This window comes from Proluteimonas luteida, from assembly GCF_021191695.1.
Taxonomy (GTDB): Bacteria; Pseudomonadota; Gammaproteobacteria; order Xanthomonadales; family Xanthomonadaceae; genus Luteimonas; species Luteimonas luteida.
Map to the genome: position 1 here is coordinate 208134 of NZ_JAIWPT010000002.1, position 14696 is coordinate 222829.

General features: G+C 70.4%; 15 protein-coding genes. 5 read left to right on the plus strand and 10 right to left on the minus strand.

Annotation, left to right across the window (positions count from 1 at the left end; genetic code table 11):
• Positions 1-72: 72 nt before the first annotated feature.
• The 5 genes from LDO26_RS02935 to LDO26_RS02955 all read left to right on the plus strand — a co-directional run bounded on the left by LDO26_RS02935 (position 73) and on the right by LDO26_RS02955 (position 4866).
• Positions 73-762 (plus strand): ABC transporter ATP-binding protein, encoded by a 690-nt coding sequence (locus LDO26_RS02935; RefSeq protein WP_232129576.1) that lies wholly within the window; start codon positions 73-75, stop codon positions 760-762.
• A 128-nt stretch (positions 763-890) separates the two neighbouring features.
• A complete protein-coding gene (locus LDO26_RS02940) occupies positions 891-2057 on the plus strand; it encodes an ABC transporter permease (protein WP_232129577.1) in 1167 nt (388 codons plus the stop codon).
• A 22-nt stretch (positions 2058-2079) separates the two neighbouring features.
• Complete coding sequence (locus tag LDO26_RS02945; RefSeq protein WP_232129578.1) at positions 2080-3396, plus strand: ABC transporter permease; 1317 nt, start codon at positions 2080-2082, stop codon at positions 3394-3396.
• Positions 3393-3701, plus strand: coding sequence for a hypothetical protein (locus LDO26_RS02950; protein ID WP_232129579.1), 309 nt, complete (start codon positions 3393-3395; stop codon positions 3699-3701). The genes LDO26_RS02945 and LDO26_RS02950 overlap by 4 nt, the downstream gene beginning before the upstream one ends.
• Before the next feature lie 100 nt (positions 3702-3801).
• Positions 3802-4866, plus strand: a complete 1065-nt coding sequence (locus tag LDO26_RS02955; protein ID WP_232129580.1) for an alpha/beta fold hydrolase — start codon at positions 3802-3804, stop codon at positions 4864-4866.
• Positions 4867-4969: 103 nt separating this feature from the next.
• Here the strand turns inward: LDO26_RS02955 and rarD are convergent, their stop codons facing one another.
• From rarD to LDO26_RS03005, 10 genes are all read right to left on the minus strand, one after another.
• The gene (gene rarD, locus LDO26_RS02960) at positions 4970-5875 is read right to left on the minus strand and encodes an EamA family transporter RarD (protein WP_435594021.1); all 906 of its coding nucleotides are present in this window, start codon (positions 5873-5875) and stop codon (positions 4970-4972) included.
• Entirely contained in the window at positions 5875-6804 is a 930-nt protein-coding gene (yedA, locus tag LDO26_RS02965) for a drug/metabolite exporter YedA (protein WP_232129582.1), read from the minus strand. The genes rarD and yedA overlap by 1 nt, the downstream gene beginning before the upstream one ends.
• A gap of 235 nt (positions 6805-7039) precedes the next feature.
• Entirely contained in the window at positions 7040-9232 is a 2193-nt protein-coding gene (locus tag LDO26_RS02970; RefSeq protein WP_232129583.1) for a carboxy terminal-processing peptidase, read from the minus strand.
• 225 nt (positions 9233-9457) lie between these two features.
• Positions 9458-10477: a lipoyl synthase gene (lipA, locus tag LDO26_RS02975; RefSeq protein ID WP_232129584.1), complete on the minus strand. Its 1020-nt coding sequence runs from the start codon at positions 10475-10477 to the stop codon at positions 9458-9460.
• An 82-nt stretch (positions 10478-10559) separates the two neighbouring features.
• Positions 10560-11243 carry a lipoyl(octanoyl) transferase LipB gene (gene lipB, locus LDO26_RS02980; RefSeq protein ID WP_232129585.1) on the minus strand — a complete coding sequence of 228 codons (684 nt, stop codon included), beginning with the start codon at positions 11241-11243 and terminating at the stop codon, positions 10560-10562.
• The gene (locus LDO26_RS02985) at positions 11240-11710 is read right to left on the minus strand and encodes a BLUF domain-containing protein (protein WP_232129586.1); all 471 of its coding nucleotides are present in this window, start codon (positions 11708-11710) and stop codon (positions 11240-11242) included. Before LDO26_RS02985 ends, lipB begins: the two co-directional genes overlap by 4 nt.
• A 37-nt stretch (positions 11711-11747) precedes the next feature.
• The gene (locus LDO26_RS02990) at positions 11748-12026 is read right to left on the minus strand and encodes a DUF493 family protein (RefSeq protein ID WP_232129587.1); all 279 of its coding nucleotides are present in this window, start codon (positions 12024-12026) and stop codon (positions 11748-11750) included.
• 110 nt (positions 12027-12136) lie between these two features.
• Positions 12137-12643: a hypothetical protein gene (locus LDO26_RS02995; RefSeq protein WP_232129588.1), complete on the minus strand. Its 507-nt coding sequence runs from the start codon at positions 12641-12643 to the stop codon at positions 12137-12139.
• A 42-nt stretch (positions 12644-12685) separates the two neighbouring features.
• Positions 12686-13150 (minus strand): inner membrane protein YiaA, encoded by a 465-nt coding sequence (gene yiaA / locus LDO26_RS03000; RefSeq protein WP_232129589.1) that lies wholly within the window; start codon positions 13148-13150, stop codon positions 12686-12688.
• Between the two features lie 319 nt (positions 13151-13469).
• A complete protein-coding gene (locus LDO26_RS03005) occupies positions 13470-14693 on the minus strand; it encodes a D-alanyl-D-alanine carboxypeptidase family protein (protein WP_232129590.1) in 1224 nt (407 codons plus the stop codon).
• Positions 14694-14696 lie beyond the last annotated feature (3 nt).

Sequence of the window (14696 nt, forward strand, 5' to 3'; positions counted from 1 at the left end):
GGGCCGCCGCATCCGCATCCGCGCGCACCTGCGGCGACGGTTTCCATCACAGATCACGAAAGGGCAACGACAATGGCACTGGTCTCGATCCGCAACCTCACCAAGACCTACCAGCGCGGCCCGGAGAAGGTCGAGGTGCTGCACGGCGTGAACCTCGACATCGCCGCGGGCGACTTCGTCGCGTTGATGGGGCCGTCCGGCTCGGGCAAGACCACGCTGCTGAACCTGATCGGCGGGCTGGACACGCCGACCTCGGGCGAGATCAGCGTCAATGGCGAGCGCATCGACCGCATGACCGGCGGCCAGCTGTCGACCTGGCGCAGCCACAACGTCGGCTACGTGTTCCAGTTCTACAACCTGATGCCGGCGCTGACCGCGCAGAAGAACGTCGAGCTGCCGCTGCTGCTGACCAAGCTCTCCGGCGCGCAGCGCAGGCGCAACGCGCAGATCGCGCTGACCCTGGTCGGCCTGGCCGACCGCACCTCGCACAAGCCCAACGAACTGTCGGGCGGCCAGCAGCAGCGCGTGGCGATCGCGCGCGCGATCGTCTCCGACCCGACGCTGCTGATCTGCGACGAACCCACCGGCGACCTCGACCGCCAGTCGGCCGAGGACATCCTCGGCCTGCTGCAGTCGCTCAACCGCGACCACGGCAAGACCATCGTCATGGTCACCCACGACCCCAAGGCCGCCGGCTACGCCAGCCACACGCTGCACCTGGACAAGGGCTCGCTGGTCGAGCAGCAGGCCGACGCGGCATGACGCTTTGCTGAGCCCCTCTCCCTCAGGGAGAGGGGTTGGGGTGAGGGCCTGACAGCCCTCGCCGCCCCTCATCCGGCGCTTCGCGCCACCTTCTCCCACAGGGAGAAGGGAAAAGCAGGAGATATCCCATGAAATACCTGCACCTGGTCTGGGCGGCGCTGTTCCGGCGCAAGACCCGCACCTTCCTGACGCTGGCCTCGATCGTCGCCGCGTTCCTGCTGTTCGGCCTGCTCGACGGCATCCGCGTCGCCTTCACCCAGATGGGCCAGAACGCCGACGGCGCGCAGCGCCTGCAGACCTCGTCCAGGCTGTCGTTCATCGAGTCGCTGCCGCAGGCGCTGGCGCGGCGCATCGAGACCGTCGACAACATCGAGGCGGTGACCTGGGCCAACTGGTTCGGCGGCGTCTACCAGGAACCGCGCAACCAGATCTTCAGCTTCGCGGTCGCGCCCAACTATCTCGACCTGTATCCGGAGATCGCCGTCAGCCAGGCCGAGCGCGATGCGTTCGCGCGCACGCGCACCGGCATCCTGGTCGGCGAGAAGCTGATGCAGCGCTTCGACTGGAAGGTCGGCGACCGCATCCCGCTGATGTCGTCGATCTTCCCCAACAGCGACGGCACGCTGAACTGGTCGTTCGACATCGTCGGCACGCTGCGGCCCAAGGACGCGAAGGAAGGCGGCTTCTACGACCAGCTGATCCTGCTGCACTACGACTACTTCGCCGAATCCACGCCCTATGTCGACGGCGACGTGGGCTGGTTCATCAGCCGGGTATCGGATGTGCGCCGCGCCGACCGCGCGGCCAAGGCGATCGATGCGCTGTCGATGAACTCGCCCAACGAGACCCGCACGATGACCGAGGCCGCGGCGTTCGCCTCGCAGCTCAAGCAGATGGCCGACATCGGCCTGATCGTCGGCTCGATCATGGGCGCGGTGTTCTTCACCCTGCTGCTGCTGACCGGCAACACCATGGCCCAGGCGGTGCGCGAGCGCACCTCGGAGCTGGCGGTGCTCAAGACGATCGGCTTCTCCAGCACCAGCGTGCTGCTGCTGGTGCTGGCCGAATCGGTGACGCTCGTGGTCGCCGGAGGCGTCGCCGGGCTGGCGCTGGCCGCGATCGCCGGACAGGTCGTCACCGCCGGCAGCGGCGGCATGATCCAGCTGCCGGGCATCACCGCGGGCAGCTGGCTGCTGGGGCTGGCGCTGATGCTGGCGATCGGGCTGCTGGTCGGCGCGCTGCCGGCGATCCGCGCGATGCGCCTGAACATCGTCGATGCACTGGCGGGGCGCTGAGGACACCACGATGGCAAACCTGATGAAGACATTCCTGCTCAACATCGGCCTGGTCCTGGGCCTCGTGATCGCGCTCGCGGTCTGGATCGCATCGCCGTGGTTCGTGCTGCTGGCGCTGGCGGTGGCGGTCGCGCTGTGGATGCTGCTCAGCCGCAGCGGCCGGCAGGCGGCCTCGGTCAGCCAGATCGGCATCAGCACGCTGGGCCAGCGCCTGGGCGCGTCGTCGGTCGTGGTCATCGGCATCGCCGGCGTGGTCGCGGTGCTGGTCGCGCTGCTGTCGATGGCCGAGGGCTACCAGCACACGCTGGGCCGCACCGGCGATGCGTCGAGCGCGATCGTGCTGCGCGGCGGCTCGGCGGCCGAAGTGATGTCGGTGATGGACCGCGCGACGATCACCGTGGTCGCCGATGCGCCCGAGATCGCGCGCAACGCCGACGGTCGCCCGCTGGCGTCGCCGGAACTGGTGGTCGCGGCCAACCTGCCGCTGCGCGGCGGCGCACCGGACGAGGACGGCAGCGTGCAGTTCCGCGGCGTCGGCGAGATGGCGTTCCAGGTGCGGCCGAACCTGCGCATCGTCGAGGGCCGCAGCTTCGACACCGGCAAGCGCGAGCTGGTCGTGGGCGCCGGGGCGCGCCGGCAGTTCGCCGGGCTCGAACCCGGCCGGTCGGTGCGGCTGGGTGCCGACGTCTGGCAGGTGGTCGGCGCGTTCGAGTCCGGCGATGCGATGGACTCGGAGATCTGGGGCGACGCGGAAGTGGTCGCCACCACCTACCGCCGCGGCAGCAGCCGCGCGTCGGTGACCGCGCGGCTGACCGGCGCCGGCGCCTTCGACGCGTTCAAGGCGACGCTGGAGGCCGATCCGCGCACCCAGGTCGCGGTCAGCACGACGCTGGACTACTTCGCCAGGCAGTCGGAAGGCATGGCGAAGGTGCTGCGCATCATCGGCATCGTGGTCGGGTCGATCATGGCGGTCGGCGCGGTGTTCGGCGCGTTGAACACGATGTTCGCGACGGTCGCCGCGCGTGCGCGCGAGATCGCCACGCTGCGCGCGATCGGATTCCGCGGGCTGCCGGTCGTCGTCGCGGTGATGCTGGAGACGATGCTGCTGGCGCTGCTCGGCGGCCTGCTTGGCGGACTGGTCGCCTGGCTGGTGTTCAACGGCTACAGCGCCTCGACCCTGGCCGGCGGCGTCGGCCAGGTCACGTTCGAGTTCCGCGTGTCCCCCGCCCTGCTGTGGAGCGGGCTGAAGTGGGCGCTGGCGATCGGCTTCGTCGGCGGCCTGTTCCCGGCGGTGCGCGCAGCGCAGTTGCCGGTCACCACGGCGCTGCGCGCGGCATGAACGACATCCCTGCCACTCCGCTGTCGAATGCCGAACTGGTGCGGCAGATCCAGGACCTGCAGGCGCGCGCGTTCGAGGTCTACGAGGATGCCGCGCTGCAGGCCGAAGCCGACCCCGCGCGCGCCGAGGCGATCTACCGACAGGCCGAACAGCGCGCGGCGCCGTTGATCGAATCGGCGCGCGTGCTCAACGACGAACGCGTGCGCCGGCTGCGCGCCCGCGCCCGGCGCTGGCGGATCATCGCGCTGGCCACCGCGGTGGTCGGCGGCGCCGTGCTGCTGTGGCTGGTCGCCGCGCGCGGCTGAACGACACCTGCACTGTCATCACAGTGTCATCGTCGTGCGATAGCCGCTCGACGCCCGCGTCCCTAGTCTGGCCGGCCGCTGTCCGCCGGATCTCCCCGCCATGCTCCGCCTCGCCTGCCTGCTCGTCGCCTGCCTGCTCGTCGCGGGCTTCTCGTCGCTGCCGGGGCTGTCGTCGTCGCTTGCAGGCCACCTGGTCGCGCCGGGCGGGACCTCGCCGCTGCTGCCGGGCGACCGCATCGATGCGGCCTTCTCACGCCTGCCGCACCGCAGCGGCCACGTCGCCACGCGCGACGGGCTGCCGGTGTTCTGGCGCGCCGTCGATCCGGGCGACTACCGGCTGGCCTATGCGTGGCGCGGCAGCGACGCCGCGGGCGAGAGGCTCGACTTCGATCTGGCCTTCGAGGCGCCGTCCGTGCCGCCGCCCGCGCCGCGCGGCACCGTCGTGCTGCTGCACGGCTGGATGATGGACGGCGGTTCGCTGCTGCCGTGGTCGCTGCGGCTCGCCGAGGCCGGCTACCGCACGATCACGCTCGACCTGCGCAACCATGGCCGCTCCGGCAGCGCGCCGGCCGGCTACGGCACGCGCGAGGCGGACGACGTGGTGGACGCGGTCGCGGCGCTGCGCGCGCGCGGCGAGATCGTCGGCCAACTGCACCTGCTGGGCGTGTCCTACGGCGCGGCGACGGCGATCTTCAGCGCCGCCGATCCGCGGCTTCAGGCCGGGCGCGTGGTCGCGTTCGAATCGTTCGACAATGCCGGCGCGGCGATCCGCGACATGGTCCCGCACATGCTCGCCATCGAGCCGGAAGGCACGGTGCAGCGACTGACCCGGCAATGGATCCGCTGGCGGCTGCAGCCGCAGACGCTGGAGGCGGCGATCGACCGCGCCGGCCGCACCCTCGCGCTGCCGCTCGACAGCGTCGACGTCGGGGCCGCGCTGGCAAGGACGCCGGCCTGCGTGCTGCTGGTCCACGGCGACGCCGACCGGCATGTTCCGGTCGCGCACGGCCGCGCGCTGGCCGCGGCATCGCCGCACGCGCGCTATCTCGAAGTCCACGGCGAAGACCATCTGAGCCTGCCGATGCGGCTGGACCGGCTGGCGCCGACGGTGGTCGACTGGTTCGACCGGCCCGCGTGTCCGGACACGGCGCTGGCCGCGCGCTGACGCGGCCGGTACTCGGAGGTCGAGGACGCATCGAACGCCGTCGCGAGACCGTTGCCGGGCATCCGTGGCGGCGTCGGCGAATGACGCCCGGCGTCCCGGCCTCTCAGGCCTGCTGGGCGACGATGCGCCGGCGCGACTGCAGCACGCCGTCCGCGGCGAAGATCGCCAGGCCCAGCCAGATGAAGCCGAAGCCGGTCGCGCGGTCGACGCCGAAGGCCTCGCCGAAGAAGAACACGCCCAGCAGCAGCTGCAGCGTCGGGCCGATGTACTGCAGCACGCCGACCACCGACAGCGGCACGCGCCGCACCGCGTAGGCGAAACAGATCAGCGGAATCGCGGTCAGCGCGCCGCCCATGACCAGCAGCACGTCGGCCCAGCCGCCCCAGCGCAGCGAGAAGAACCCGCCGCCGTGGAACTCGAACCACAGCAGCGCCAGCAGCGCCGGGCCGAACACGAACAGGTTCTCGACCCCGAGCCCCTGCACCGCCTCGACCGCCGCGAACTTGCGGATCAGGCCGTAGAGCGCGAACGAGCACGCCAGGCACAGCGCGATCCACGGGAAGCTGCCGTAGTTGAACGTCAGCCACAGCACGCCGCAGGCCGCGAGCGCGACCGCGATCCACTGCGGCGGCGACAGGCGCTCGCGCAGGAACAGCACGCCGATGAGCACGTTGAGCAGCGGATTGATGAAGTAGCCCAGGCTGGCCTCGACCACGTGGCCGTTGTTGACCGCCCAGACGTACAGGCTCCAGTTCGCCGCGATCAGCGTGCCGGACAACGCCAGCATGCCGGCCAGCCGCGGCTGCGCGACCACCTCGCGCAGCCAGCCGCGGCCGCGGCGCAGGGTCAGCCAGGCCGCGACCAGGATCGCGCACCACAGCGCGCGGTGCAGCACGATCTGCAGCGACGGCACGTCGCGCAGCAGATACCAGTACAGCGGCATCAGGCCCCAGATCACGAACGCGGCGACCGCGATCCACAGCCCGCGGCGGTTCCGCGCGATGTCGATCACGCCTCGTCTCCGGCGGCGGCCACGGCCGGCCGCGGCGCGCGCCTGGTGCGCGCCAGGGTGATCGCGACCACCGCCACCAGGATCACCGCCATCGCGCCGAGGTCGTTCGCGTTGAAGCGCTCGGCCGCCAGCCAGGCACCCAGCAGCACCGCGATCGCCGGATTGACGTAGGCATAGCTGCCGGCCAGCGTCGGCCGCACGTTGTGCAGCAGCCAGATGTAGGCGGTGAAGCCGATGATCGAACCGAACGAGGCCAGGTAGGCCAGCGACAGGGTCGCCTTGAGCGTCGGCAGCGCATGCAGGCGCTCGCCGAGCAGGAAGCCGGCGGCGAGGATCAGCACGCCGCCGGCCAGCATCTGCGCGGCCGCGGCCATGAACGGCGACGGGAGGTCGCGACCGCGGCTCCACACCGAGCCGAAGGCCCACGCCAGCGGCGCGACCAGCAGGGCGACCAGCCCCTGCGGCGTCGCCGTCAGCGAGCTGCCGGCGTTGAGCCACAGCACGCCGGCGAATCCGACCGCGAGGCCGAAGAGTTCCATGCGGCTCGGGCGGTCGCCGCGCAGCGCCAGGAACAGCGCGATCCAGATCGGCGCCGACGCCACCGCGACCGCGGCCAGGCCCGAGGACACGCTCTGTTCGGCGATGCAGACCATGCCGTTGCCCAGGCCCAGCAGCAGCACGCCCATCGCCACCAGCGTTTTCCACTGCGTGCGGCTCGGTGCCGGCACGCCGCGCAGCCGCAGCGCCGCATACATCAGGCCGCCGGCGACGAGGAAACGGCCGCCGGCCATCAGCAGCGGCGGGTAACCGCCCTCGAGGGCGAAGCGGATCGCCAGATAGGTCGATCCCCAGACCAGATAGACCGCTGCAAGCGCCAGTGCGATGGCGAGCACCGACGCGGGGCGCGACACGGGCGCGACGCTCATGGGGATTCCGTGGAAGAAGTCGGGGGACGGCCGCCCGCGGGCGGGACCGGAATTCTACGCGCAGTCCGCGGCGCCGCGGCGGAACACCGGGCCCGCACGACTGCAACGCTGCGGGTCACCGGCGTCGGGCGCGTTGGCCCGACCTACGACGCCATCCGCCCGTCCCGATGCGTAGGCCGGGGCCACGCCCCCGGCGTGCGCGAGACCACCCCGCGCCGCAGACCGGCGATGGGGCTCAGCGCGCCCAGCGGCCCGGCGCGGTCGACTCGGGCAATACCGTCGACGACAGATTGCGGTCGTTGTTGAGCACGCGCACCGCGTCGGCCAGGATCGCGGCCGATTCGCGCAGCAGCGGGTCCGGGCGTTCCTCGGCGGCCTTCTCCAGCCGGTTCTGCTGGGCGATCGCGCGCTCGCTGGCCTGCAGGCCGTCATCGTCGGAATCCTCGGCCAGCGGGTCCAGCGCCAGGCCCAGTTCGCGGCGTTCCTCCTGGCGCTGCTGCCGCTTGGCGGTCTGGCGGTCGCGCTCGATGCGGCGCTCCTCGAGGTTCAGCGTGACGTACTTCTTCTCGCGCTCGGCGCGGAACTCGGCGATGTCCTCGGCCAGCCACTGGAACTCGCGATCATTGGCCACGCGCGCCTCGTGCAACGCGTTGACCGTGGGCAGCAGCGAGGCGAAGTTGCCGTACTGCACGTGCGGCACCGCGGCGATGCGGGTCCACGGCAGCGCATTGTCGTAGGTGCTCTCGCCGAACTCGGTCGCGTCCACCGTGACCGGGAAATGGATGTCCGGCTCGACGCCCCTGTTCTGGGTGCTGCTGCCGCCGGGCAGGAAGAACTGGGCGATGGTCAGCTTGACCTGGCCGTAGCGCTTGGTCTCGTTGGCCGGCCAGCGGTCGAGGTCGACGAGGTTCTGCACCGTGCCCTTGCCGAACGTGGTCTCGCCGATGATCAGGCCGCGGCCGTAGTCCTGGATCGCGCCGGCGACGATCTCCGAGGCCGACGCCGACCCCCGGTTGATCAGCACCGCCAGCGGCCCGTCCCAGGCCACGCCGGGGTCGCGGTCGGCCTGCACGCCGACGCGGCCGCCGGACTCGCGCACCTGCACCACCGGGCCCTGGTCGATGAACAGGCCGGTCAGTTCGACCGCCTCGTTCAGCGAGCCGCCGCCGTTGTTGCGCAGGTCCAGCACCACGCCGTCGACGTTGTCCTGGCGGAACTGCTCGAGCAGGCGGGCGACGTCGCGGGTCGCCGAGGCATATTCGCCGTTGCGGTTCCGGCGACCCTCGAAGTCCTGGTAGAACGCCGGCAGCTTGATCACGCCGATGCGCTTCTCGACGCCGCCGTCCTCGCCGGGCGGCAGGGTCAGCGTCTCGGCCTTCGCCGCCTGTTCCTCGAGGCGCACGCGCGCGCGGGTCAGGGTGATGCGCACCGGGTCACTGTCGAGCGAGGCCTCGGCGGGCACCACGTCCAGGCGCACCTGGGTGTCCTTCGGTCCCTTGATCTTCTCGACGACGTCGTCGATGCGCCAGCCGACCACGTCCTCCATCGGCCCGTTGGTGCCCTGGCCGACGCCGACGATGCGGTCGCCGGGCTTGAACTTGTTGCTGAGCGCGGCCGGCCCGCCGGCGATCAGCTCGCGGATCACGACCACGTCGTCCTGCTTCTGCAACTGCGCGCCGATGCCTTCGAGCGACAGCGACATGCTCTGGTTGAACAGCCTGGCCGCGCGCGGGTTGAAATAGCTGGTGTGCGGGTCGATCGCGCCGGTGTAGGCGTTGAGGAAGCTGCTGAAGGCGTCCTCGCTGTTGAGCGCGGCGACGGTGTTGGCGAGGTTGAGGTAGCGCCGGTCGAGCGTCCTGCGGATCTCGTCGGGCGCCTTGCCGGCCAGCTGCAGGCGCAGCCAGTCGTTGCGCACCGACTGCCGCCACAGCGTGTCGAGCGCCTCGCGGGTGGCCCACGGCGCGTCCTTGCGGTCGTATTCCCAGCGGTCGTTGCCGGTGAAGTCGAAGATGTCCTGCTTGAGCAGGTCGCGCGCATAGGCGCTGCGCTCGGCCACCCGCTGCTGGTACAGCGCGAACATCTCCAGCGCCGGCGCGATGTCGCCGTTCTTCACCGCCGCGCCCATCTGCGGCCGGAACGATTCGAAGCCGGCCACGTCGTCGGCGCTGAGGAACAGCTTGCTGGCGTCGAGGTTCTCCAGGTAGCGGTCGAAGATGTCGACCGACATCGCCGCATCCAGCGGCCGCGGCCGGTAGGCGTAGCGGCTGTCGGACAGCAGGCCGTAGACCAGCTTCGACGCCGCCACCTGGTCGACGTTCGGCGTCGACGGGACGTCGCCGATGGTGATGTCGGGCCTGGCCATCAGCGCAAGCGGCACCGCCAGCGCGAGGGCGATCACGGAACCGGAGACGATGCGGGACACTTTCATGCAGTTACCTGGTTGCGGATGCGGTCATGATGGACATGCAGTCCAGCCTGTCGCGTGAACAGACGCCTCGACAGTGCCGAAAGTTGCATGTCCGGTGCAAGTTCAATGTAAAGACGGGGACTGGCCGGCACATGAACACCACCCCGGCGGGCAACGAGCCGCGGCAGGCGGCGTTCAGCGAACGGACTGCGCGACGCCGGAAGCCCGGGCCGGCCACGGCGCGCATCAGGCGGCGGCCATGCCCGCTTCGATCGCCTGGCGGTCGGCGTGGTAGGACGAGCGCACCAGCGGGCCGGAGGCGACGTGGCTGAAGCCCAGCGCCATGCCGTAGTCCTCGAGCGCCTTGAACTCCTCGGGCGTCCAGTAGCGCAGCACCGGGTGGTGGTGCGCGCTGGGCTGCAGGTACTGGCCGATGGTGACCATGTCGACGTCGTGCGCGCGCAGGTCGCGCAGCGTGCCCTGCACCTGCTCCATGGTCTCGCCGAGACCGAGCATGATGCCGGACTTGGTCGACACCCCGGGGTGCTGGGCCTTGAACTTCTGCAGCAGGGTCAGCGACCACTGGTAGTCGGCGCCCGGCCGTACGTTGCGGTAGAGGTCCGGCACGGTCTCGACGTTGTGGTTGAACACGTCCGGCGGATTGGTCGCGAGGATCTCCAGCGCACGCTCCATCCGCCCCTTGCCGCGGAAATCCGGGGTCAGGATCTCGATGCGGATGCGCGGGCTCTGCCTGCGGACCTCGGTGATGCAGTCGACGAAATGCTGGGCGCCGCCGTCGCGCAGGTCGTCGCGGTCGACCGAGGTGATGACGACGTACTTCAGGCCCATGTCGGCGATGGTGTTCGCCAGGTTCAGCGGTTCGGAGGCGTCGGGCGGCTTCGGCCGGCCGTGGGCGACGTCGCAGAACGAGCAGCGGCGGGTGCAGACCTCGCCCAGGATCATGAAGGTCGCGGTGCCGTGGCCGAAGCATTCGTGGATGTTCGGGCAGCTGGCTTCCTCGCAGACCGTGACCAGGCGGTTCTCGCGCAGCTTCGACTTCAGCGCGGCGACCGCGCCGTTGGACGGGATCCGCACCCGGATCCACGACGGCTTGCGCAGCACCGGCGCATCGGCGAACTGCACCGGCGAGCGCGCGATCTTGTCGCCCGCGACCTGCTTGACGCCGGCCTGCAGCGAAGCCGGCGCCACGGCGGGCGCGGACACCACCTGCAGCGGGATCGTCTTGTCGGCGGAGCGGAGGGTCATGGGCGGGTCGGGACGCGGGCCAGGCGGCCATTGTAGGCCGCCGGCCGGGGGCTGTCTGCCGCGCGAGCGGGGATGCTGCGTGTCATTCAGCGCCGTCGGCCAGCGCCGGTGCCGGCGCGGGCGCCAGCGCGAGCCCGAACTGGCGCGCCAGTTGCGCCAGCAGCACCTGCGCGACCGCGTCCGGCGACGACGGCCCGCCGAGGTCGGACAGCGCGACCACCTGCAAGCCGGCATAGCCGCAGGGATTGATGCGCCGGAACGGTTCGAGGTCCATCGCGACGTTGAACGCGAGGCCGTGGAAGGTGCAGCCACGGCGCACGCGGATGCCGAGCGCGGCGATCTTGGCGCCGGCGACATAGACCCCGGGCGCGCCGTCGCGGCGCTGCGCATCGATGTTCCACTCGCCAAGGGTGTCGATGATCGCCTGCTCGATGCGGCACACGTAGTCGCGCACCCCGACCTTCAGCCGGCGGATGTCGAGCAGCGGATAGACCACCAGTTGCCCCGGGCCGTGATAGGTGACCTGGCCGCCGCGGTCGACCTTGAGCACCGGGATGTCGCCCGGCGCCAGCACGTGCTCGGGCTTGCCGGCCTGGCCCAGGGTGAACACCGGGTCGTGCTCGACCACCCACAGCTCGTCGGGCGTGGCCTCGTCGCGGGCATCGGTGAAGCGCTGCATCGCCCGCCACACCGGTGCATAGGGCTGGCGCCCGAGCTGGCGCACGGCGGCCGCTTGCAGCGCTGCGGTCGACGCGGCGGCGCTCACGCGTGCAATCCGGTGGCCGCGCAGGCCAGACGCCCGGACGGGATCGGCGCACCGGCCAGGAAGCGGCGCAGCGTCGTGGCCATGGCGTCGTCGTCCGGCGCACGCGCCAGCAGCCGCAGCGCACGGGCGTCGCTGTCCAGGCCGGCGAATGCCGGCACGCCGCTGTCGTCGACCGGCACCTCGGCCCAGGCCAGGTCCCAGCCGGGCAACAGCCGCGAGGCCCGCGCGTCGCGCGCCAGCAGGCGGACCTCGCAATGCCGGGGATCGCCGGCGATGCGCGCGTACAGCGCCTCGATCGCGCCAGCTCCACCTTCGAGCAGATGCAGGAACAGGCCGTCGCGATACAGCAGAAGGCCGGTGATCCCATGCGCGGCATTGCAGGCACGCGACCGGCGCACCAGCTGGCGCATCTGCGCGGCGGTGAATTCGTAGAGCTGCGCGCTGCGGTAGAGCAGGCGCGCGGTCATCGCCGGGCCGGCCCCGCGAACGGCGGGCGCACGGCGCTCACAGTGTCCATTTCACCTCGGGATGCGCACGCAGCGCGGTGTGCGCGGCGTCGTACTGTTCGCGCGATCCGGCACGGAAACTCAGCTTGACCGAGACGAAGCGGCCGCCGCTGGACGCGCGCGAGGCGACGGTTTCGTGCAGCACCTCGATGCCGGCCGCGCCGAGCAGGCGCGGGATCTCGGCTTCGAGGCCGGCATCGGCCGGCCCCATCGCGGTGAGCTCGAAAACACCGGGGAACTGGAAGCCGTGTTCTGGGTTGTCGGATTTGATTTCCATCGCCGGATTATCGGGGCAGTGGCGGCGAATCCCAAGCCGCGCACCGGGCCCGCCGCCGGGAAACGCCGGCCGCACCGGAGGTATCGCAGACAAGCCCATTCCCGGACATGTCACGACGCCGGAAGTTGGACACCATTCGAGGCTGCCGGCGCTGTCGCGCTGGGCCGGGATGCCGCAAGCGAAGCGGGTGGCTGGTACCGGATACGGCAAACATATGCGTAATCCTCGGATTCCAGGTTCGGACCGATGATGAACTCGTAGATGCCTGGAACAGTGAAGACCCGCTCCTGCGCGGCCCCCGTCCGCCACTCCAGACCGGTAAGACTATCGACAGCGATGGCGACCTGCCGCACCGCATCCAGCTCATCCGGCGTCATGAATGGCTGCATCTCCCGGGGCGGCAAATCAACGACCAGAAAATGTCCCGTTTGTCCGCCTGGCCGGACAACAGCCAACTCTCTCAGGCGAGAGCCGTTCTTTGACAGGAGCACGGTGTCACCGGAGGAAACAGTGCCCGGCGAACAGGTGAAGATTTCCGGATTGTCGACAAGCCGCGATTCGCCGGCATGAAGGACGGCGGGGAACAAGAAGGCTGCGATGACGATGGTCTTGTTCATACGCACTGATACCGATGATCGGAACGGACGCCCGCGGACCGGTCAGCGCTCGCCGTCTTCCGGCAGCGGCGGCGGCACGGGCGTATACGCGCCCGGCGCCCTGCCCGACTCCACGCTCAACGCATCTCGGGTGTTCTTCTGCACCGCGATCGCGGCGAACAGGCTCAGCGCGTAGGCCATGCCGTAGAAGCCCTTCTCGCTGAGTGCCAACGTGGCGTTCCACAGGCCGATGAACAACAGCAGCAGCGCCGACAACACCGCGAACCACGACAGGCCGTAGTAGATCGCGGTGACCGGGATGCCGTCGTGGCGGTCGCGTACGCTCTTCTGCACCGACACCGCCGAGAACAGGCCGTACAGCAGCAGGGTGAAGTAGTAGCCCTTCTCGTTGAGCAGCATCTCGGCGTTCCACAGGCCGATCAGGTAGGCGCCGATGCCGAGTACCAGAGCGGTCCATGAGGCGCCGACGAACGCGGCGGACGGGCCTTGCGGGCGGGAAGCGGTCATGCATGAACTCCTTGTCCAGATACCGCCGGGTCCGGGCGGCGGCCCGATCATGCGTGAAGGCGGTGCGAAAAAGAAGGCTCTTCGCCGATCCCCGGGATTCACCTGTCGTAGGTCGGGGCAACGCCCCCGACGCCGGGGGCGGCAGGTCAGCCCGCATCGGCGATCCCCCGACACCTCGTGAACCCGGACACCACGCACGTCGGCCGCGTGGGGCCGACCTACGCCGGGCCGGGGCGACCGTCGTCCGGGCTCACCGGACGAAGCGAAAAGAAGGCGCCCCGCCTGCAGCCATCGGGATGCCGGCGCCGCGACGCGGACGTCAGTCCGCGTTCCACCACATCAGGAACTCGTGCCACAGGCGCTTGAAGAAGCCCGCTTCCTCGACCGCCTCCAGCGCGACCAGCGGACGCTCGGCGATGACTTCGCCGTCGAGGGTCACGCGCACGGTGCCGATCTGCTGGCCCTTCTCGATCGGCGCGACGATCGTCTGCGGGATGTCCATCGTCGGCTTGAGCTGGGCGTACTTGCCGCGCGGCATGCTGACCAGCATCGGCTCGGCGACCCCGAGCTGGACTTCGTTGGCCTTGCCCTTCCACACCCGCTGGGTCGTGACCGGAGTGTCGGCATCGTAGACGGCATGGGTCTCGAAGAAGCGGAAGCCCCAGTTCAGCAGGGCCAGCGAGTCGGTCGCACGCTGCGCTTCGCTGGTCGAACCCATGACCACCGAGATCAGCCGCTGGTCGCCGCGCTGGGCCGAGGCCAGCAGGCAGTAGCCGGCGCCGGAATGGTGGCCGGTCTTGATGCCGTCGACGCTGTCGTCGCGCCACAGCAGGCGGTTGCGGTTGCGCTGGGTGATCGGGCCGACGGTGAACTCGCGGATCTTGTTGTGTGCGTACTCCTCGGGGTAGTCGCGCACCATCGCGCGGCCGAGGATCGCCAGGTCGCGCGCGGTCGAATAATGCTCCGGCTCCGACAGGCCGCTGGCGTTGGTGAAGTGGGTATTGGTCATGCCGATGCGCTTGGCATAGGCGTTCATCAGCTGGGCGAAGGCCTGCTCGGTGCCGGCGACGTGCTCGGCCAGCGCGATCGCGGCGTCGTTGCCCGACTGCACGACCATGCCGATCTCCATGTCCAGCAGCGGCGCGGTCTGGTTGACCGGGAAGCCGCTGTAGCTGCCGTCGGTGCCCGCGCCGCCCTTGCGCCAGGCGTTCTCGGTCATCAGCACCTGGTCGTCGGGCTTGATCTTGCCGGCGGCCAGTTCGGCGGCGATCACGTAGCTGGTCATCACCTTGGTGATGCTGGCCGGCTCGACGCGTTCGTCGGGGTTGTGGCTGGCGAGAACCTGACCGGTGGCGTAGTCCATCAGCAGCCAGGCGCTGCCGGTCACCTCCGGCGGCGGCGGGGTCGGCAACTCGTCGCTGAGTGCGGTCGCCGGCGCGGCAGCGGCGGGCTGCGGCGCGGGATCCTGGGCAATGGCGGCACCGAACAGCGCGGTGGCAGCGGCGGCCAGCAGCACACGCGAAACGAAAACGGACACTTTCATCTG

Coding starts and splice junctions, on each gene's coding strand:
- LDO26_RS02935 (WP_232129576.1), top strand. CDS start 73: ATGGCACTGGTCTCGATCCGCAACCTCACCAAGACCTACCAGCGCGGC.
- LDO26_RS02940 (WP_232129577.1), top strand. CDS start 891: ATGAAATACCTGCACCTGGTCTGGGCGGCGCTGTTCCGGCGCAAGACC.
- LDO26_RS02945 (WP_232129578.1), top strand. CDS start 2,080: ATGAAGACATTCCTGCTCAACATCGGCCTGGTCCTGGGCCTCGTGATC.
- LDO26_RS02950 (WP_232129579.1), top strand. CDS start 3,393: ATGAACGACATCCCTGCCACTCCGCTGTCGAATGCCGAACTGGTGCGG.
- LDO26_RS02955 (WP_232129580.1), top strand. CDS start 3,802: ATGCTCCGCCTCGCCTGCCTGCTCGTCGCCTGCCTGCTCGTCGCGGGC.
- yedA (WP_232129582.1), bottom strand. CDS start 6,804: ATGAGCGTCGCGCCCGTGTCGCGCCCCGCGTCGGTGCTCGCCATCGCA.
- LDO26_RS02970 (WP_232129583.1), bottom strand. CDS start 9,232: ATGAAAGTGTCCCGCATCGTCTCCGGTTCCGTGATCGCCCTCGCGCTG.
- lipA (WP_232129584.1), bottom strand. CDS start 10,477: ATGACCCTCCGCTCCGCCGACAAGACGATCCCGCTGCAGGTGGTGTCC.
- LDO26_RS02985 (WP_232129586.1), bottom strand. CDS start 11,710: ATGACCGCGCGCCTGCTCTACCGCAGCGCGCAGCTCTACGAATTCACC.
- LDO26_RS02990 (WP_232129587.1), bottom strand. CDS start 12,026: ATGGAAATCAAATCCGACAACCCAGAACACGGCTTCCAGTTCCCCGGT.
- LDO26_RS02995 (WP_232129588.1), bottom strand. CDS start 12,643: ATGAACAAGACCATCGTCATCGCAGCCTTCTTGTTCCCCGCCGTCCTT.
- yiaA (WP_232129589.1), bottom strand. CDS start 13,150: ATGACCGCTTCCCGCCCGCAAGGCCCGTCCGCCGCGTTCGTCGGCGCC.
- LDO26_RS03005 (WP_232129590.1), bottom strand. CDS start 14,693: ATGAAAGTGTCCGTTTTCGTTTCGCGTGTGCTGCTGGCCGCCGCTGCC.